This window comes from Nocardia vinacea, assembly GCF_035920345.1.
Lineage (GTDB): Bacteria > Actinomycetota > Actinomycetes > Mycobacteriales > Mycobacteriaceae > Nocardia > Nocardia vinacea_A.
This window is the reverse complement of record NZ_CP109149.1, coordinates 6,345,842-6,364,494: the sequence shown is the minus strand read 5'-3', so window position 1 is coordinate 6,364,494 and position 18,653 is coordinate 6,345,842. Positions and strand designations below refer to the sequence as shown.

Annotated in this window: 21 protein-coding genes and 1 riboswitch; of the genes, 10 read left to right on the top strand and 11 right to left on the bottom strand. The window is 64.4% G+C overall.

Going from position 1 to position 18,653, the window contains the following annotated elements:
* Window positions 1–178: 178 nt before the first annotated feature.
* On the bottom strand, window positions 179–655 hold the full coding sequence (locus tag OIE68_RS28995; protein ID WP_327094228.1) for a DUF1772 domain-containing protein: 477 nt from the start codon (window positions 653–655) through the stop codon (window positions 179–181).
* A 319-nt stretch (window positions 656–974) separates the two neighbouring features.
* Window positions 975–1,544, bottom strand: coding sequence for a TetR/AcrR family transcriptional regulator (locus tag OIE68_RS28990; protein ID WP_327094227.1), 570 nt, complete (start codon window positions 1,542–1,544; stop codon window positions 975–977).
* Between the two features lie 126 nt (window positions 1,545–1,670).
* Here OIE68_RS28990 and OIE68_RS28985 point away from each other — a divergent pair, with 126 nt between their 5' ends.
* Window positions 1,671–3,146 (top strand): MDR family MFS transporter, encoded by a 1,476-nt coding sequence (locus OIE68_RS28985; protein ID WP_327094226.1) that lies wholly within the window; start codon window positions 1,671–1,673, stop codon window positions 3,144–3,146.
* Between the two features lie 56 nt (window positions 3,147–3,202).
* Here the strand turns inward: OIE68_RS28985 and OIE68_RS28980 are convergent, their stop codons facing one another.
* A complete protein-coding gene (locus OIE68_RS28980) occupies window positions 3,203–3,664 on the bottom strand; it encodes a MarR family winged helix-turn-helix transcriptional regulator (RefSeq protein ID WP_327094225.1) in 462 nt (153 codons plus the stop codon).
* Between the two features lie 58 nt (window positions 3,665–3,722).
* Here OIE68_RS28980 and OIE68_RS28975 point away from each other — a divergent pair, with 58 nt between their 5' ends.
* Window positions 3,723–4,130: a hypothetical protein gene (locus tag OIE68_RS28975; RefSeq protein ID WP_327094224.1), complete on the top strand. Its 408-nt coding sequence runs from the start codon at window positions 3,723–3,725 to the stop codon at window positions 4,128–4,130.
* Window positions 4,131–4,197: 67 nt separating this feature from the next.
* A complete protein-coding gene (locus OIE68_RS28970) occupies window positions 4,198–4,680 on the top strand; it encodes a VOC family protein (RefSeq protein WP_327094223.1) in 483 nt (160 codons plus the stop codon).
* Here OIE68_RS28970 and OIE68_RS28965 read toward each other — a convergent pair.
* Window positions 4,673–4,867, bottom strand: coding sequence for a hypothetical protein (locus OIE68_RS28965; RefSeq protein ID WP_040696654.1), 195 nt, complete (start codon window positions 4,865–4,867; stop codon window positions 4,673–4,675). The genes OIE68_RS28970 and OIE68_RS28965 overlap by 8 nt on opposite strands.
* A gap of 108 nt (window positions 4,868–4,975) precedes the next feature.
* A riboswitch (TPP riboswitch) is annotated at window positions 4,976–5,101 on the top strand.
* Between OIE68_RS28965 and thiC the strand changes: the two genes are divergently transcribed.
* A complete protein-coding gene (gene thiC, locus OIE68_RS28960) occupies window positions 5,093–6,718 on the top strand; it encodes a phosphomethylpyrimidine synthase ThiC (protein WP_327094222.1) in 1,626 nt (541 codons plus the stop codon). Its footprint overlaps the riboswitch before it by 9 nt.
* 114 nt (window positions 6,719–6,832) lie before the next feature.
* Here thiC and OIE68_RS28955 read toward each other — a convergent pair whose 3' ends face one another.
* On the bottom strand, window positions 6,833–8,224 hold the full coding sequence (locus tag OIE68_RS28955) for a lipase family protein (RefSeq protein WP_327094221.1): 1,392 nt from the start codon (window positions 8,222–8,224) through the stop codon (window positions 6,833–6,835).
* Window positions 8,225–8,320: 96 nt separating this feature from the next.
* Between OIE68_RS28955 and OIE68_RS28950 the strand changes: the two genes are divergently transcribed.
* Complete coding sequence (locus tag OIE68_RS28950) at window positions 8,321–9,007, top strand: TetR/AcrR family transcriptional regulator (RefSeq protein WP_327094220.1); 687 nt, start codon at window positions 8,321–8,323, stop codon at window positions 9,005–9,007.
* A 4-nt stretch (window positions 9,008–9,011) separates the two neighbouring features.
* On the opposite strand, the gene fahA is transcribed toward OIE68_RS28950, so the two are convergent.
* From fahA to OIE68_RS28935, 3 genes are all read right to left on the bottom strand, one after another.
* Entirely contained in the window at window positions 9,012–10,187 is a 1,176-nt protein-coding gene (gene fahA, locus OIE68_RS28945) for a fumarylacetoacetase (RefSeq protein WP_327094219.1), read from the bottom strand.
* Window positions 10,184–11,440, bottom strand: coding sequence for a homogentisate 1,2-dioxygenase (locus OIE68_RS28940; protein WP_327094218.1), 1,257 nt, complete (start codon window positions 11,438–11,440; stop codon window positions 10,184–10,186). The genes fahA and OIE68_RS28940 overlap by 4 nt, the downstream gene beginning before the upstream one ends.
* A 136-nt stretch (window positions 11,441–11,576) precedes the next feature.
* Entirely contained in the window at window positions 11,577–12,203 is a 627-nt protein-coding gene (locus OIE68_RS28935) for a TetR/AcrR family transcriptional regulator (protein ID WP_327094217.1), read from the bottom strand.
* Window positions 12,204–12,341: 138 nt separating this feature from the next.
* On the opposite strand from OIE68_RS28935, the gene OIE68_RS28930 reads away from it, so the two are divergent.
* From OIE68_RS28930 to OIE68_RS28920, 3 genes are all read left to right on the top strand, one after another.
* Entirely contained in the window at window positions 12,342–14,264 is a 1,923-nt protein-coding gene (locus OIE68_RS28930; RefSeq protein WP_327094216.1) for an acyl-CoA dehydrogenase, read from the top strand.
* Window positions 14,265–14,409: 145 nt separating this feature from the next.
* Window positions 14,410–14,682 (top strand): type II toxin-antitoxin system Phd/YefM family antitoxin, encoded by a 273-nt coding sequence (locus tag OIE68_RS28925; RefSeq protein WP_327094215.1) that lies wholly within the window; start codon window positions 14,410–14,412, stop codon window positions 14,680–14,682.
* A complete protein-coding gene (locus tag OIE68_RS28920; RefSeq protein WP_327094214.1) occupies window positions 14,679–14,936 on the top strand; it encodes a Txe/YoeB family addiction module toxin in 258 nt (85 codons plus the stop codon). The genes OIE68_RS28925 and OIE68_RS28920 overlap by 4 nt, the downstream gene beginning before the upstream one ends.
* 15 nt (window positions 14,937–14,951) lie before the next feature.
* On the opposite strand, the gene OIE68_RS28915 is transcribed toward OIE68_RS28920, so the two are convergent.
* From OIE68_RS28915 to OIE68_RS28905, 3 genes are read right to left on the bottom strand one after another with little or no spacing between them, the layout of a single operon-like run.
* The gene (locus tag OIE68_RS28915) at window positions 14,952–15,767 is read right to left on the bottom strand and encodes an exodeoxyribonuclease III (RefSeq protein ID WP_327094213.1); all 816 of its coding nucleotides are present in this window, start codon (window positions 15,765–15,767) and stop codon (window positions 14,952–14,954) included.
* 54 nt (window positions 15,768–15,821) lie between these two features.
* Window positions 15,822–16,820, bottom strand: coding sequence for a GNAT family N-acetyltransferase (locus OIE68_RS28910; RefSeq protein WP_327094212.1), 999 nt, complete (start codon window positions 16,818–16,820; stop codon window positions 15,822–15,824).
* Window positions 16,813–17,403 (bottom strand): peptide deformylase, encoded by a 591-nt coding sequence (locus tag OIE68_RS28905; protein WP_327094211.1) that lies wholly within the window; start codon window positions 17,401–17,403, stop codon window positions 16,813–16,815. Before OIE68_RS28905 ends, OIE68_RS28910 begins: the two co-directional genes overlap by 8 nt.
* Before the next feature lie 186 nt (window positions 17,404–17,589).
* Between OIE68_RS28905 and OIE68_RS28900 the strand changes: the two genes are divergently transcribed.
* Together OIE68_RS28900 and OIE68_RS28895 are read left to right on the top strand one after the other, a co-directional pair.
* Window positions 17,590–17,937, top strand: coding sequence for a DUF3263 domain-containing protein (locus tag OIE68_RS28900; protein ID WP_040696639.1), 348 nt, complete (start codon window positions 17,590–17,592; stop codon window positions 17,935–17,937).
* A gap of 67 nt (window positions 17,938–18,004) precedes the next feature.
* A complete protein-coding gene (locus tag OIE68_RS28895) occupies window positions 18,005–18,565 on the top strand; it encodes a LytR C-terminal domain-containing protein (protein ID WP_327094210.1) in 561 nt (186 codons plus the stop codon).
* Window positions 18,566–18,653 lie beyond the last annotated feature (88 nt).

Genomic DNA, 18,653 nt, shown 5'->3' with positions numbered 1-18,653 from the left:
CGTGTTTCGGTGCAGCGGGTTGTTGGTAGAGGTGCTGATGAACCCCTGGTCCAACGACCCCTCGGGCATAGAAAAACCCTGCGTCGGCTGCGCATGCAAGGTGCGGCCGACGCAGGGTTCTCGGTGCGGTGCGGTGCGGTGCGGTGCGGTGCGGTGCGGTGCGGTGCGGTGCGGTGCGTCAGGCGAGGGCGATCGCGGCGCAGAGTGCGGCGACGGCGATGAACTGCAGGGCCACCCGGCCGTTGATCACGCTGTTCCACTTGTCCTGCAGCGCACGGGCATTCGGCGGAATGACGCCGGAGTGTGCCGCGGCGGTCTGCTGGGTGTTCACCGGCTTCGCCACCCGAACGTAGATGCCGAGCCAGGTCACCAGCGCCACGACGGCGATACCCGCCGCGATCGCCGCTGCCGCGTGGCCGCCGATCGCCGCGAGAGCCGTTGCCGCAACGGCGGTTACCACACCGCTGATGCCGACGATCGGCATCCGGCGGTCGCCGTAGTAGTGACCCCAGCCCGCCGAGATGGTCACGGCCTGGTCGTCCAGCTTGTCGTACACCGACCGCGTGATCAGTGCGAAGCAGGCATCGGTGCCGTAGACGACGGCGTTCGCGAGGACCGAGACGATGGCGACGACCTGGATGAGTGTGGTGATCATGAGCTGTTCCATTCTGTTCTTGTAGCGTTGATAGAGAATCTAGCAACGCTAGAACTATTGGTCAAGCGATATCGGGATTCCGCACTCGGCGCACTCGCCCTTGGCTTTCTGGGGCTTGCGCTGAGGGCTCGGTAGGCGGTGCGGTGGAAATCGCTACGGGCCTGGATGGAGATTCGACGCGCGGTCGAGTCCTCGGCATTGCGCGCAACGCCTTCGATGTGGCCCTGAAGACCACCTGGCACATCTCGGCGGGCATCGTCGCGACGGTTGCGGTACTGGCGGTGTGGTTGGCGCCCAAGGGATTTCGGGTCGCCGGAAGTCAGCGGCCCCAGCCGTTTTCGAGCAGGTTGAACAACTCGCGGAACGCGCTCACCGGATCTTCCCTGGTACCGGCGACTTTGGCGGCTTCCAGTGCGAAGTGGGCGAGTCCCGCGGCCGCGAGATCACCCTGCGGTGCGTCGGTTGCCTCGGCGATCGCGGTCGCCAATGCGGATTCGTGCCGTAGCAGCATCCGGTGTGCGTACTCGCGCAGCGCGGGCGTCGAGTCGACGAGGTGATGGAAGGCGACGACTCCGGGATCGTCGTTGCGTGCGGTGCGGGTGCGCATCAGATAGTCGCGCAGTGCGTGGATGACCGATTGCCCGGCGGGCCGGTCACGGACGGCCGCGACCAGGTCGGCCTCGATATCCGCGTCGAGGTCGAAGACCAGTGATTCCTTATTGGGGAAATGCTTGAACAGCGTGCTCAGTGATACATCGGCCGCCTCGGCGACCTCTCGAACGCCGACATTGTCGTAGCCGCGTTCGGTGAACAGCCTTGTCGCGGCATCGGCCAAGGCCTGCCGCGTCTGCGCCTTCTTGCGCTCTCTGCGCCCGGTCGTCGCGGTCATGCCGCAACCTTACCCGATTAGGCTATCGGCACCAAAGTCGGAGCAGTTGTACTTTTGTAGCGACTGTGATTTTCTGGAGCCGTCGGCAGCTCTCGAGCTGTCGAGACTCGAAGGAGGTGAGCGGCCATGTCCGCAGAAATGACCGAGACGGAGACCGCGCCCACGCGGCAGATCCGATTGGTACTGGCCGGGGTGCTGCTGGCGATGCTGCTGGCAATGTTGGACAACGCGATCGTCGGCACCGCGATGCCGACGATCGTGCGCGAATTGGGCGGACTGTCCCACGTCGCCTGGGTGGTGACCGCCTACACCCTGCTGTCGGCGATCTCGACGCCGGTATGGGCGAAACTCGGCGATCTTTACAGCCGAAAGACCGTATTCCTCAGTGCTATCGGCGTGTTCCTGATCGGCTCGGTGCTGGCGGGCGCGTCCTGGTCGATGCCCGCGCTGATCGGATTCCGCGCACTGCAGGGCCTCGGCGCGGGTGGTATCGCGGTAACCGCATTCGCCGTCATCGGTGCGCTGGTCCCGCCGCGTGAACGCGGAAAGTATCAGGGCATGACCGCCACCACGATGGCTGTCGGCACCATCGGCGGACCGCTACTCGGCGGTGTGATCACCGACGGACTCGACTGGCGCTGGGCCTTCTACATCAATATTCCGCTGGGGCTGGTGGCCTTCGCCTGGTCGTGGTGGCGGCTCGAACTGCCCGTCGCGCGCAGGAAGGTGACCATCGACTACGCGGGCATTCTCGCGCTGACGACCGCGATCGCCGCCCTGGTGCTGATCGCGACGTGGGGCGGTGTCGACTACGAGTGGCTCTCGGCGCAGATCATCGGGCCGGCCGTGCTCGCGGTGGCCGCCCTGGCCGCATTCCTTGTGATCGAACGCCGGGCCGTCGACCCGGTGATACCGCTGGGGATCTTCCGCACCCGCAATCTCACCCTGGCCGCACTGACCGCCCTCGTGGGCGGCGTGGTCATGTTCGGATCGGTGCTGTATCTGCCGCTGTTCCAGCAGACGGTGCAGGGCGCCTCGGCCGCGAACTCCGGACTGCTCCTGCTGCCGATGATGCTGCCGCTGCTGGTGGTCTCCCAGATCGTCGGGAAGCGGATGACCGCGACCGGCAAGTACAAGATCTTCTTCATCCTCGGCGGGCTGTTCCTCACCGCGGGCGCGGTACTGCTGGCGACCATCGACGCCGAAACCGGCTGGCTGACAACGGGTTTAGCCATGGCGCTGATGGGCACCGGACTCGGCTTCTCGATGCAGCTGTCCACCGCCGTCGCGCAGAACAGCGTGGAAATGGCGAATATCGGCGCGGCATCCGGTGCGGTCACGCTGTTCCGCACTCTGGGTGGATCAATCGGTGTCGCGGCTTTCGGATCCCTGTTCACCAGGGCACTACAGGGCCATGTACCCACCGAGGGGCACGGCTACCTCGAAGCCTTCGCCACCGGCACCGGACACGTCTTCCTGGCCGCCGCCGCCATCTGCGCACTCGGCTTCCTGATCGCCTGGTTCATCGAAGAAGTTCCGTTGCGCGGCAAGGCTCCCGAGCCGGTTGCCATCGACAAGCGCGAAAGTAAGGCTGCTGCCTGAGGTTGCCATCGTGCCTGCCCGATCACGCTGGGATCGGGCAGGCACGATGGCGACGATCAATCCGTCACGGCGTCCGAATGAGTGTGCTCGAACAGTCGAAGCATCATGTCCGCCAGCACAATTCGCTCATCCTGACGTAGCGGAGCCAGGATCTCGTCGCGCACTTGTCCGGCCTCCTTCTCGAGGGTCCGCAGCAAGGCCCGGCCGGTCCTGGTGATCCGCACCGACATTCGACGACGATCGGCGGGATCGCGAGTGCGTTCGACCTGACCGGCACTTGCCAATTCGTCGACGATCTTCGCCACATCGCTCGGATGGATATCGAGCCGAATGCTCAGATCGCGCTGCGCATGCGGCCCGAAATCGGCGAGCGCGGCGAGTACGGCCATATGCCACAGCCGAAGCCCGCGCGCCGCAAGCCGATCGGCGAACCGCCCCCGGGCGACCTTGCCCACCCGCGACAGCAGGTAGGTCTCGAGCCCGAGCAGGCTCGGCGGAAGTGCATGCGCGGAATCCATGCGACAAATTATAGGGCGGAACCTACGATAGGTTCGCGCCTACTAATAAGGAGACAGCGTGGACGCCCTGTACTCGAGACTGCTCGTCACCCGTTTCGGCGAATGCTTCGACTTCTACAACGCCGTCCTCCCGGAGCTAATCGGCGCGAAGTTGATCAAGGGCACCGCGGCGGGCCCCTACGCGAACTGGGATGTCGACGACCAAGCAGTGCTCGTGCTCTTCGACCGCAGCGCGATGGCCGAAGTCGTCGGCACCACCGACCTGCCCGTCACCGCCGCACCCGCGCAAGATGCCGTGATGTTCGTCTGCCGAGTACCCGACGTCGACACGGGCCTCGACCTCTGCCTGCGCAACGGCGCGACCCTGGCCGCCGCCGCGACCGATCGACCGAACTGGGGTCCGAACCTGCGCACAGCTCACCTGCGCGACCCAGCGGGTACCCTGATCGAGCTCCAGTCCTACTGACGGGCGATGAATTCCGTCCGCCAGCACCGTCGGCACTAATACAGGCACACCGATCGGGAGGACCACCATGCAGAAAATCGTTACGAACCTCTGGTACGACACTCAGGCCGAGGAAGCCGCCGAGTTCTACTGTTCGCTGTTCGAGGATTCGAAGATCACCAATGTCGTGCCCTACTCCGAGGTGGGGCCGCGCGAAGCCGGACTGACGATGCTCGTCGATTTCGAACTCAACGGACAGAAGTTCACCGCCATCAACGGCGGCGGCGATTACCACTACACCCATGCCATGTCGCTGCTGGTGAATTGCGACAGCCAGGACGAGGTCGACCGGCTCTGGACGGCACTGCTCGCCGACGGCGGCCAGCCGATCGAATGTGGTTGGCTCAACGATAAATACGGTATTCCCTGGCAGATCTGGCCCGTCGAAGCCGACACCCTGTTGACGAGTACCAACCGCGAGGCCGCGAACCGCGCCATGCAGGCGATGCTCGGTATGCAGAAGATCGACCTGCAAGGCATGCGGGACGCCTACGAGGGCAAGATCAGCTGATCTGCCAGGAGCCGACCTCGCGGTATCCGGAGTTGTAGATCGCAGAGCTGTCACCCTCGGTGATCTGGTAGTGCTTCATATTTCCGCCCCAATAGCGCAGGATCCGGCCGAGCTCATCGGCGAGATCGGCCGGCGCGGCCACGCCGTCGGGCAGGACATCCAGATCTACCTCCAGGGTGAATTTCACCCTGAGGAATCTACCGGCGCCCGGTCGGGCCTCGGGCGCTTCGCTGTATGTTCCTCCGATCGCCCGGCGGAGCGCGGACGTGGAAAGGTATCGTCGGGCGGGAAAATTTCACACACCAACGGGGGCTCGCACCAGCGGGCTGAGAGGACGGCTAGCCCATTCGGGCGTTCAGGGCCGTCGACCGTATGAACCTGACCGGGTAATGCCGGCGTAGGGAGGATATTCATGGCCACACCTGTCGATTCCGTGACCACCGGTCCGATCGAAGGCAGCGTCAAGCATTACCAAGAGGTCGATGACCTGCGCGTTCCGGTGCGTCGGATCAATCTGACCAATGGCGAGCACTTCGATGTCTACGACACCTCGGGCCCGTACACCGACGACACGGCGTCCATCGATCTGGAGGCCGGTCTACCGAAGCTGCGCGACGGCTGGACCAAGCCCGAGGTGGACGGTCCGCCGACCCAGCTGGCCTGGGCGCGTCAGGGCATTATCACCGCCGAGATGCGCTTCATCGCCGCGCGCGAGGGCGTCACGCCGGAGCTGGTGCGCAACGAGGTCGCCGCCGGTCGCGCGGTCATCCCGGCCAACCACAAGCATCCGGAGCTGGAGCCGACCATTATCGGCAAGAAGTTCCTGGTGAAGATCAATGCCAATATCGGCAATTCGGCCGTGTCCTCCTCGATCGCGGAGGAGGTGGAGAAGATGGTGTGGGCGACCCGCTGGGGCGCGGACACCATCATGGATCTGTCCACCGGCAAGAACATTCACGAGACGCGCGAATGGATCCTGCGCAACTCGCCCGTCCCGGTCGGTACCGTGCCGATCTATCAGGCACTGGAGAAGGTGAACGGCGATCCGACCGCGCTCACCTGGGAGATCTACCGCGACACTGTAATCGAGCAGTGCGAGCAGGGCGTCGACTATATGACCGTGCACGCCGGTGTGCTGCTGCGCTACGTGCCGCTGACCGCCAAGCGCGTCACCGGCATCGTCTCGCGCGGCGGATCCATCATGGCCGCATGGTGTCTGGCGCATCATCAGGAGTCGTTCCTGTACACCAACTTCGCCGAACTCTGCGAGATCCTGGCGAAGTACGACGTGACCTTCTCCCTCGGTGACGGCCTGCGCCCCGGCTCCATTGCCGATGCCAACGACGAGGCCCAGTTCGCCGAGCTGCGCACCCTCGGTGAGCTGACCAAGATCGCCAAATCGCATGGCGTGCAGGTCATGATCGAGGGTCCGGGGCATGTGCCGATGCACAAGATCGTGGAGAACGTGCGGCTGGAAGAGGAGCTGTGCGAGGAGGCGCCGTTCTACACCCTCGGCCCGCTCGCCACCGATATCGCACCCGCCTATGACCACATCACCTCGGCCATCGGCGCGGCGATCATCGCCCAGGCGGGCACCGCGATGCTGTGCTACGTCACTCCCAAAGAGCACCTGGGCCTGCCCAACCGCGACGACGTCAAGGTCGGCGTGATCACCTACAAGATCGCCGCGCACGCCGCCGACCTCGCCAAAGGTCATCCACACGCCCAGGACCGCGATAACGAGCTGTCCAAGGCGCGGTTCGAATTCCGCTGGCGGGACCAGTTCGCCCTCTCCCTCGATCCGGATACCGCCCGCGAGTACCACGACGAAACCCTTCCCGCCGAACCCGCCAAGACCGCCCACTTCTGCTCCATGTGCGGACCGAAGTTCTGCTCCATGCGCATCTCCGCCGACGTGCGGGAATACGCCGCGCGCCAGGGGCTTTCGGATACCGAGGCGATCGAAGCCGGGATGGCGGAGAAGTCCGCCGAATTCGCTGACCACGGCGCACAGGTGTATTTGCCGGTCGTGTCGTAAAAATGGCGATAGCCCCGGACCAACGGGTGGTCCGGGGCTTCTACCTGGAAGGTACACGAAGAATCCGCCGCTCAGGAGTGGATTCGCACGAATTGACGCCGAGCGGTTGCGTGCTCAGCGTTCGCGCGGGCCGATCGGGAAACCGAGGGCGCCGAAGGTGGCGTTCAGATTGATCTCGATCTGGGTGAGCAGGGCATTGAAATCGGCGAGCATGGAAACCACGTTCTCGGTGCGACAGCCGACCTGATCCGGCGCATCGGTAGCCAGGCGGGACTTCAACCAGTTGAAGGTGTCGGCCATGCCGAGCGACGGAAGGGTCAGGTGTTCGCTGAGGTGGTCGCGTTTGTAGACGATCGACGCACCGTCCGCGCACCACTGCCGACTCAGGCGATCGGTGGTCCAGATCGGGACAGCCTCGTCCAGGACGCCCTGATAGATGAACAGCGGCGCGGTCGGGGTGTGTTTGCCGAGGACGGTCGCGTCGAAGACCTCGCGGATCTCCGGTAGCGCGAGGTACTGCGCGATCGGAATCGTCAGAATCCGTTGGTAATCGGTGAACATCTGGGTCAGTGCATTGCGTGGCAGGCACTGCGAGTTGGTCCGGTTCATCAGCGCCTTGCCCTCGGGCGTCAGGTACTGATCGGTCGCCTCGCGGAACTTCGGGTAGGCGTTGTAGAGCGAGGAAACGCCGATGCCGATGAGGCTGGAAAACATGGATCCGTTGACATGCAGCAGGGATTCGACATCCGAAACCGGCGCACCGAGCGCGGCACCTTTCACGTTCAGCTCCGGCGCATAGCTCGGCTGCATCTCGGCGGCCCATCCACTGCCCATGCCGCCGCCGGAATAACCCCACAGCGCCACCGGGGTATTCGCGCCGTCCAGGCCCAGCGGTTCGAATCGCTCGGCGGCCCGAATGCCGTCGAGGGTCATATATCCCGGCTCCTCGGCCACCGCGAGGTGTCCGTCGAGGCCCTCGTAATCCGGCACCGAAATGGCCCAGCCCTGGCTGATCAGCGCGGCGATCGCGATCAGCTCGCTCTGTGAGTGGATGCCTTCGACACCCGGCAGCCCGGCGCCCTGCTGCAATACGAACGACGGCGAGCAGGCGATGCTGGCGCTGTCGTAGTAGAACTGCAGCGAGACCAGCGGACGCGACCGGTTCGGATCCGCGCCGGCGGGCAGGATCACGGTGCTGACGGCGGCCGTCGGCTGTCCGAACAGATCGGTGCTGCGGTAGAGCAGCTGCCACGAGCGCACGCTCAGCGGCAGTACGGTCAGCACCGCCAGATGCACCTCACGCGAGCGCAGAATTGTGCCGACTTCCTGCGTCTCGAAGCCCTCCGGCGGTTGATAGAACGAATCCTGTTGCGGCACCGGCACTGCGGCGACGGGCGTGGCCGTGACACCCCCGACCGTCAATGCCATCGCCATCGATACCAGCGCGGCCGCCGCGCGCAATCCGCGCCGACGCATGCGGGTCGGATCCTCATTGATCACTGACACGTCTGTCCCTTCCTCATCGACGTGACAGTGATTACAACACGAGTTCCTGTTACCAACAAGAAGTCTTTCTGAAACTGCTCCGGCTATGGTCGAGGTATGACCCGCAGCAAATCCGCCGCGCGGCCCGATCCGACTCCGGCGCGGCGCCGCATCCGTGGTCTCGATGCCGAGCAGCGCAGCGCACAACGGCGCAATCAACTGCTCGACGCGGCCACCGAACTATTTGCCGAGCAAAGCTTTTCGGGTACGTCGATCGAACAGATCTGTCAGCGCGCGTTCGTCGGGACCAAGGGTTTCTACGATCATTTCGACAGCAAGGAAGCGTGCTACGTCGCGCTGCTCACGCACATCACCGAGCAGATTCAGCAGCGGGCCATCGAGGCGGCCACCGCATCCGCCGAACTGTCCTGGCCGGAGCGCGCGCAGGCCATTATCGCGGCCTTCGTGCATGCCATTGCCGATGATCCGCGGCTGGCCAAGGTGACATTCGGCGAGGCGGGCGGCATATCACCCGCGGTGGAGAAGCAACGGCGCAGTAATCGGCGCTGGTCGGCGGCCTTTATCGATCAGCAGTGGTCAGGTGCGGCGGCATCGGATCCGGAGGAGCAGCGCAGGCGAATCGCCTTGGCGCTGGCGACTATTGGCGGCATGTTCGAACTCGTCGCGGACTGGCTGCACCATCATGACGACGGTGGCGCGCCCGATATGGTCGATACGCTGATCGAGGATCTGCAGCGATTCATCGCCGTTGTCGATGCGGGTGTTCGAACTGCCGCGCGTTGAACGCTCAGTTTCGCGCATGCCAGATGCGCCCGCGGACCTCACCGAGACCGATGCGTCGCGCATTCGAACCCCGGGCTGATGCCGTGATGACTACCTCGTCGCCGTCCTCGAGGAAGGTCCGGTGCAGACCGTTCACCGTGACGGGTTCGGCTCCGCCCCAGGACAATTCGATGAACGATCCGCGCTGGTCCGGTTCCGATCCGGAGACGGTACCGGACGCGTAGAGGTCGCCGGTGCGCGTGGCGGCCCCGTTCGCGGTGAGATGCGCCAGCATCTGCGCCGGTGACCAGTACATCCGGGAATACGGTGGATGCGAGACGGTTTGGCCGTTCCAGTGCACGGCCAGGTCGATATCGAGTCCCCACTGCTGGCTGCCCCGCAGATAGGGCAGTGGCTCGAGTTCTTGCTTCGGCAGCCGAATGCGGGCGGTCTCCAAGGCGGCCAGCGGTGTTATCCAGGCCGAGAGCGATGTCGCGAAGGACTTGCCGAGGAACGGTCCGAGCGGCTGGTACTCCCAGGCCTGGATATCGCGCGCGGACCAATCGTTCACCAGTGCGACGCCGAAGACGTGCTCGGCGAACTGGTCGATATCGATGGGTGTGCCGAGTTCGGAACCGATCCCGACCACGAATCCGAGCTCGGCTTCTATATCGAGACGCTGTGACGGACCGAAAACCGTTGTGTCAGAGGATGTTCGGTGTTGCCCGTGCGGCCGAACGATATCGGTACCCGAGACGACGACGGTGCCCGCACGCCCGTGATATCCGACCGGCAGATGCCGCCAATTGGGCAGCAGCGGTTCGGCATCGGGGCGAAACAGCCTGCCGAGGTTCGTTGCATGGTCGATGCTGGCGTAGAAATCGACATAGTCACCGATCTCTACTGGCAGTTTGGTGCGCACATCGTGCAGTAGATGCACTGCCTCCCCGGGGATTTCGCCATCGATCAGCTCGCGGATCCGGTTGCGCACGTCCTGCCACCGACGTGGCCCCGCCGCCATGAAGGCATTGAGGCTCGGCTCGGCAAATACCGGATCCTCCAGTGCCGCAGCCAGATCGATGACTTGCTCGCCGAGTCTCACACCGACCCGGAAGTTCTGGCCCTCCGCCGCGAAGACGCCATAGGGAAGATTGTCCGGACCGAAGAGGGTGTTGTAGGGAACCTCGATGCGGGTCTTCATGCGGGCCCACGGCGCTGATTCGCGTGCGGGCGCTGATTCGGTTGCCGGTGTCCGTCGGATTGCGGTCCGCGACCGGACCAGGTCCACGCATATCCGGGATCCTCGCAGGCCAGCGCGCCTTCGCCGAGTTCGAGCGGTCGGAAGGTATCAACCATGACCGCGAGTTCATCGAAGAAATCGATGCCGATACTGCGCTCGTACGCGCCCGGCTGCGGACCGTGCGCATAACCGCCGGGATGTACCGATACCGAACCCTGCCCGATGCCGGAACCCCTGCGCGCCTCGTAGTTTCCGCCGCAGTAGAACATGATCTCGTCGCTGTCGACATTGGAGTGGTAGTACGGCACCGGAATCGATAGCGGGTGGTAGTCGACCTTGCGTGGTACGAAATTGCACACCACGAAATTGATTCCCTCGAATGCCTGATGGGCGGGCGGCGGCTGGTGCACCCGGCCGGTGAGCGGTTCGAAATCGGCGATATTGAAGGTGAGTGGATACAGGCAGCCGTCCCAGCCGACCACATCGAACGGATGGGTCGCATAGATCATGCGCGTGCCGACCACCTGACCGCCGGGACGATGCTTCACCAGCACCTCGATATCGGTTCCGGTGGCGACCAGCGGTTCCCCTGGCCCGTGCAGATCCCGCTCGCAGTACGGCGAATGTTCCAGCAGCTGACCGAATTTCGAGAGATAGCGCTTCGGCGGAGTGATGTGGCTGGATGCTTCGATCACATACGCGCGCAGCGGTTCCGGGCCGCTCGGTAGCCAGCGGTGCGTGGTCGCGCGTGGAATCAGCACCTGGTCGCCCTGCCGGGCGGTGATCGTGCCGAAGACCGTTTCGACAACGGCCGCACCGGATTCCACGTACACCAACTCGTCGCCGATCGCATTGCGGTACAGCGGTGACGCACCCTTGGCCACCACATACGAGATCCGCACATCCGCATTGCCGAGCAGCAGTCGACGGCCGGTAACCGGATCGGTTCCGGCCGGGGTATCGCCGGGGAAGAGACTGTGTAGGCGCAGATGTCGATGGCGCAGTGGATGATTCGGAGTGAGGGTCTGGTCCGGCAGCTCCCATACCGTCGAATCGACAATGGCGGGCGGCAGGCCCCGGTGGTACAGCAGCGACGAATCGCCGGAGAAGCCCTCCTCACCCATCAACTCTTCGTAAAAGAGCCGTCCCTGGTCGTCACGATGCTGGGTGTGCCGCTTGGGCGGCACCGCTCCCATCTGCCGATAGAACGCCATGACCGCACCTCCGGCTGGACCGCTGGATTTGCTTCCATCGTAGTGCCGCAGGTGCCGGTACGGTGGACATTTTGTCGGTCCGCTGCCGTCTTCTGCGGCATTTCGCCTAGCGATGGGTTGAAGTGCTGAACAATTGTCAGGCGTGACGCAATGCGCGGTACACCGCCGCCCCGACAAAGGCCCCGAGGCTCTGCGGATCCCAATCGCCCTCGCCCGCCAGCAGCGTGCGCACCGCGCCCTCACCCGCGGATACCCACAGCTCGATCAGCGCCGGCAACTTGCGCTCGGCGTCCTCGGTACCCCATGCGCGCAGCGTCGGTCGCAGCAACGTGGTGCAGCGCTCGATGGCGAGCCGGCGACCGCGCCCGAACGAATCCGCAACGGCCGGATCGGGATTGCCGTGCAGCAGCCGCCACGCATCCGGTCGCTCGGCCGCCTTCTCCAGCAGGGCGCGGAAGCCGTCGACGAATACGGTCTCGCCCGCGTCGACATCGCGGGGCGGCAGCACCTCGAGCACTCCGCCGACCAGGAAGCTCTCCTCGCGCTGGATGAGCGCCTCGATCAGCTCGACGCGATCCGGGAAGCAGGCGTACACCACGGGCCGGGTCACATTCATCCGCTCGGCGATCGCGGCCATGGTTACCGCCGCGACGCCGTGCTCGACCGCAATCGCCAGCGCGGTATCGAGCACTTGGGGGCGGCGACGCTCCGGGCCCAAATGCTGTGCCCGCTGCCGTGTCTGCACCGCCGTCTCGCTACCCATGGCACCAAGGTATCAGCGTTACTCACCGGATTCGCCCTGGTACCGGGGCTGAAGATCGAATTCCTACATCGACGAACAATAATGCTACAGTCGCGAATGAAGTGGCCGGTGCATGTCCGGATCAATGAGGAGTCATCGATGACCGAAACCCTGTTCAACCCGAAGACCTGCGAATTCGCCGAGTTCGATGCGGAGACCCGCAGGCTCCTGCGCGCCACCGTGGAGTGGTTCGAGGCCAGGGGTAAGGCGGCGCTGAAGCACGACGATCGGGAGCGGATCTGGTACGCCGACTTCCTCGATTTCGTGAAGCGGGAGCGGGTCTTCGCCACCTTTCTCACCCCGGCGGCCGAGGCCAATGGCGATCCGAACAAGCGCTGGGATACCGGCCGGATCGCGATGATGAGCAAGATCCTCGGCTTCTATGGCATGTCCTACTGGTACGTCTGGCAGGTCACCATTCTGGGGCTCGGCCCGATCTGGCAGAGCGAGAACAAGGCCGCCAAGCAGAAGGCCGCCGCGCTGCTGGATTCCGGTGAGATCTTCGCCTTCGGACTCTCCGAGAAGGAGCACGGCGCGGACGTCTACTCCACCGATATGGTGCTCACGCCCAAGCGTGGCGGCGGCTACACCGCTTCCGGTAGTAAGCATTACATCGGCAACGGAAATCTGGCGGGGATGGTGTCGGTATTCGGTCGCCGGGCCGACAAACCCATCATCGACAGCGCGAAGGCGCTGGAAAGCAAGCCGACGCAGGAGGATTACGAGGGCTATCTGTTCTTCGTCGCGGACAGCAAACACAAGAACTATAAGTTGCGCCGCAATGTCGTCGACAGCCAAATGTATGTGGCGGCCTTCGATCTGGAGAAGTATCCGGTTGCAGAAGAGGACATCCTGCATCGCGGCGAGGATGCTTTCCACGCCGCGATGAATACGGTCAATGTCGGCAAGTTCAATCTCGGATTCGGTGCGGTCGGCGCCTGTGAACACGCCTTCTATGAGGCGATTACCCACGCCGAGAACCGAATCCTGTTCGGGCACCGGGTAACCGAGTTCCCTCAGGTGCAATCGCTGCTGACCGATTCCTACGCGCGGCTGCTCGGCATGAAGCTCTACAGCGAGCGCGCCATCGACTACATGCGTTCCGCATCCCCGAACGACCGCCGCTACCTGCTGTTCAATGCGATCGAGAAAATGACCGTGACCCGGCAGGGGCAGCGGATCACCGAGGATCTCGCGGATGTGATCGCGGCCCGCGGTTTCGAAAACGACATGTACTTCCCGATGGCGATGCTCGGGCTCTTCGGACTGCCGCGGCTCGAAGGCACGGTGCACGTGAATATGGCGCTGTCGCTGAAATTCATGGCCAACTACATGTTCCATCCCGCCGATGCCGGATTGGCCGCGCTGCGTTACCTGCCCGGCGCGGGTGTCGCGCCGAAGGGGACGGTTCGGGCGGTTTCCGGTGCGCTGAGCTGGTCGAGCCGAAAGCTCACCCCGCGCGCGGGTGCGGCGGTACCCAAACTGCGCGCCGAATTGGCCGGTGCCAGTTACGATCCCGTGCCGACGCGCCGCGACGCCGCCGATGACGAATTCCTGTTCCGGCAGGGCCCGAGCAGCGGTCTCGGCCGAATCCGCTTCCGTGACTGGCGACCGGTCTTCGAAAAGTTCGCGCACGTGCCGAATGTCGCGCTCTTCCTCGAGCAGGCCCTCGCCTTCCAGACACTGCTGGCCGCCGCCTCGCCGACCGCGGCACAACAGCGCGACGTCGATTTCCTCTTCGCCTTGGGCGAACTGTTCACTGCGGTGCCCTATGCCCAGCTGATCCTGGAGCAGGCCGAAATCGAGGGCACCACAACGGATGTGCTCGACCAGATCTTCGACGTCTTCGTCCGCGAATTCTCCAAGAACGCACTGACTCTGCACACCAAGCCCGCCGCGACCAAAGCCCAGCAGACCCGCGCGCTAGACCTCGTCCGCCGCCCGATTTTTTCGCGCTCCCGTTTCGATCAGGTACTCGCCCAAGCCCGAGCCCACGCTGGCAGCTACGAGATGAACCCCTAGCTTGCCCCCTCGGGATCCGTCCCGTGACGGCAACACCGCCCCTGGCGCCGCGGCATCCACCAGTCGATCGTGCGTAAGGGGCGCAGCTCGAGCCTTTATGTACATGATGCAGTACATTGGAACTACGACGTTCGAGAGGACCGTTATGCGACCTATCTCCATCACCGAGGCTCGCGCCAATCTGGCTTCTGTCCTGGATTCGGCTACCGAAGACCTGGAAGAGGTCGTCATCACCCGTGCGGGACGCGAGTCTGCAGTCGTGATTTCGCTGCGTGAGTACCAGTCGCTGAAGGAAACCGCATACCTGCTTGGATCACCGGCCAACGCGCGTCATCTGGAGCGATCCATCGAGCAGTTACGGGCTGGCGAAACCGAACACCATGAACTCGTCGAAACCGACGACGAGGGCGCGGAGTGAAGATCTTGTTCACGCCTGATGCCTGGGCCGACTACCTCTGGTGGCAGGCCAACGACAAGGCAACGCTGAGGCGAATCAACAGACTGATCGAGGACATTACCCGCAACGGCTACGACGGCATAGGTAAGCCGGAACCATTGCGGCAGAACCTCGCTGGGTTCTGGTCACGTCGCATCACAACCGAGCATCGCATTGTGTATGTGATCGAAGATGATACGGCCAAGATTGTCGCCTGCCGCTTCCACTACGAATGAGATCGGCGTCAGCGATCAGTCGGTGAATTCGGCGATTACGGGGGCGTGGTCGCTCGGGCTCTTGCCTTTTCGTTCCTCACGATCGACCATCGCGTCTTTGGTGCGGGCGGCGAGTGCGGGGGAGGCGAGGATGAAATCGATGCGCATGCCTTCTTTTCGGGGGAAGCGCAGTTGGGTGTAGTCCCAGTAGGTGTAGACGCCGGGGCCGGGGGCGTAGGGGCGCATGACGTCGGCGAAGCCGGTTTCGACGATGGCGTTGAAGGCGTCGCGTTCGGGTTGGGAGGTGTGGGTTTTGTCGGCGAAGAATTCGACGGACCAGACATCGTCGTCGGTCGGGGCGATATTCCAGTCGCCGACCAGGGCGATCTGCGCCTCCGGATGCGCGGCGAGCCACTGGGCGCCGTTGGCGCGCAAGGCGGCAAGCCATTCCAGTTTGTAGGTGTAGTGCGGGTCGTGCAGGGTGCGGCCGTTGGGGACGTAGAGGCTCCACACCCGGACGCCGCCGCAGGTCGCACCGAGTGCGCGCGATTCCACGATCGGGGTGCTGATCAGCGATTCGGCCGCATCCTTGTCGAAGCCGGGCTGGTCCGGGAACGCGGCTTCCACATCGTCGAGGCCGATGCGAGAGGCGATGGCGACGCCGTTCCACTGGTTCAGCCCGATGTGGGCGACTTCATAGCCGAGCTCGTCGAAGCGCTCGAACGGGAACTGGTCGTCGCGGCATTTGGTCTCCTGCATCGCGAGCACATCGATGTCCTGGCGGTCGAGGAAGTCCGCGACCCGGTCGAGGCGGGAGCGGATCGAATTGACGTTCCAGGTCGCGAGACGCACGGATGCCTTCCTTCGCAATGGGCTATAGATCTGTTGTACCGCAGGACCGTAGGTTCAGCGAGAGCCGTCCGGCGCGGCATAGCGGTAGGTGTGGTGGTCGAGGAAGCCCAACTCGTGATACATCGCTATGGCCCCGGTATTTTCGGCCTCGACCTGGAGGTAGGCGTGGGTGGCGCCGCGGTCGGCGCCCCAACGGATCAGCTCCGCGCAGATCAGCGAACCCAGTCCGTGCCTGCGGTGCTCGGCCGCCACCGCGACGCAGGTCAGGCCGATCCAGCGGCGGCCGTCCGGTGCGGTGGTGAATGCGCCGCGGCCGATCGCGATGGGCTGCGGCAATCCGAGCGAGGCGAAACCCACTTCGCCGTCGTGCACGGCCGTCAGCACCTGCACCACCGGCGGCGTCGAAACAGGCTGTGTCGCAGGATCTTCGCCGCTGTATCGGTGCATCGACAGCCAGGCGTAATCGGGTGCGGGCACGATGCGCACCATTCGTGGCCCCTGCGGCAGTACGAAATTCTCGATATCGATCGCCAGCAGCTGGGTTTCCCGCCAACTCCGCCAGCCCGGCGGCAGCGACGCGAGACGATCCGGCAGCGCGATCTGCACCGGCAGCCCGTGCGCGGTATACCACTCGCCGATCCGCTGCAGCGTATCCGCGCCCAGCGCCGCCGGACCGTCCGAGCTGCCAAGCGGCACAGCGGAATTGGCGCGGTTGGTGTAGCCGTTTCCGGCGCGCAGCAGCCAGCCGTCGATCCAACCCTGTTCGATACCGGGCCAGCCGTAGGCCGCCGCGGCCTCCAGCGCCCGAATCTCCCTGGTGCGAATCGGCCTCGGCCCCAACGCTTTCATCGCGACCACCCGATCCACCGCGACCGCGACGACCTGCCCGTTCGCGGCCCGCACGGTAGGCGGATCCAGCGAAACCAGTTCGCCGATCACATCTGTGAGTGACTGGGGATAACCCGCAGGCAACCGATACCGCAGCACCACGCGACGACCTAGCTGGATATCGGGCAATATCGAATCACCCGGTTGTGCCGCAGGATCAGTCATCGTGTCCGAACGGGTCGGGCACGGTACCCGGAATCCAGCTGAGTCCCGGTGTGCCCCAACCGTTCCGCTTGATCGCCTTCTTGGCCGCGCGGGCATTGCGGCCGACCAGCACATCTACATAGAGGAATCCGTCGAGATGTCCGACCTCGTGCTGCAGCATGCGGGCGAAGAAACCCTTGCCCTCGATCTCGACCGGTTCCCCGTGCTCGTCGGTTCCGGTGACGCGGGCCCATTCGGCGCGACCGGTGGGGAACTGCTCACCGGGCACCGACAGGCAGCCCTCGTCATTGTCATCGGGATCCGGCATGGTCTCCGGAATCTCCGAGGTCTCCAGCACCGGATTGATCACCGCGCCCTTGCGCCGCACGGCCGAACCGTTGGCGCCGACATCCGGGCAGTCGTAGACAAACAGTCGCAGCGGCACGCCGACCTGGTTCGCGGCCAGTCCGACGCCGTTGGCGGCATCGAGCGTCTCGTACATATCCGCGATCAGCTCGGCCAGTTCCTCCGGCGTCTGGGTGACCTGCTCGGTCGGATTGTGCAGAACCGGGTCACCGACGATCACGATGGGGAGGATTGCCATGGGGGCAATTATTGCCGATGGGCTCGCGCGGGTCGCAGCCGCCGCGATCGCGGGTGGTCGCGACTCGCTACCGGCGGGTAGCGAACACGCCGCGGCAGTACTGGGGCAATCCCGCGGCCCGTGGTTGAATGATCCGCGACGTACAAGCATCATTTTCGTCTGGTGGTCACTTGGCGAGGGAGCAAGATGGACGGCGCAGCGGCTCGGAATCTGTCCGCGATCCAGGACGGCCCTTCTGCGAGCGAAGATGTCACGGCAGCCGAGCAGGTCGATGGTGACGGTGACGGTCTCAGCCGTCGCGAACACGACATCCTGGCCTTCGAACGGCAATGGTGGAAATACGCCGGGGCTAAAGAAGAGGCCATTCGTGAACTGTTCGGCATGTCGCCGACCAGGTACTACCAGGTACTCAATGCGGTGGTGGATCGGCCGGAGGCGCTGGCGGCCGATCCCATGCTGGTGAAGCGGTTGCGTCGGCTGCGGGCGAGTAGGCAGAAGGCGCGAGCCGCTCGGAGGCTCGGCTTCCAGGTATGACGCGCCGCTGTAAAAGCGGACCCTGCGCAAAGACCACAGGGGCCGGTTTGCGGATAGGGTCATTAGCGTGAGCAACCCGAATCCCACCTCCGGCGGGCCGCCGTTGCGCGCGCTGGCGATGGTGTTGATCGCGCTGGCCATCGTTTTCGCCGGGCTCGGTGCGATGTCGTTATCGAGTTCGGATTCCGATACCTCGGGGGCGGGTGATCCCTTGAGCACAACGAGTCGGGCCGCCACCACCACGGCGGTCGCGACGACCAACTCGCCGGTGCAGACCACGAGTGCGGCACTGACCAGTTCGGCGTCGGCCACCACGAAGCCGTCGACCAGCACGACGACGCCCGCGACTACCACGGCGAATCGCGCTGTCCCGGTACATGTTCTGAACAACAGCAACATTGTCGGACTGGCCTCGCGCACCGCGGGCGAGCTCACCGCCAACGGCTGGACGGTCGCCGAGGTCGGCAACTATCCCGGCCCCAATCTCACGAATACGACTGTGTACTACGGCAATAACCCCGGCGAGAAAGAAGCCGCACTGGCCATAGCCGATGAACTGGGCGCGACCGCCGAGCTGCGCTCCGGTGGGTCGGGTTCGGGTGTGACGGTAGTTGTCACGGGCAACTGACCAGTCCGGGGGCTCGCGACACGGCCCGGTAACGGGTGCGACACGGCGGGCGTGGCATCATCTTGTCCGGTAACGAACGTGTCCACCC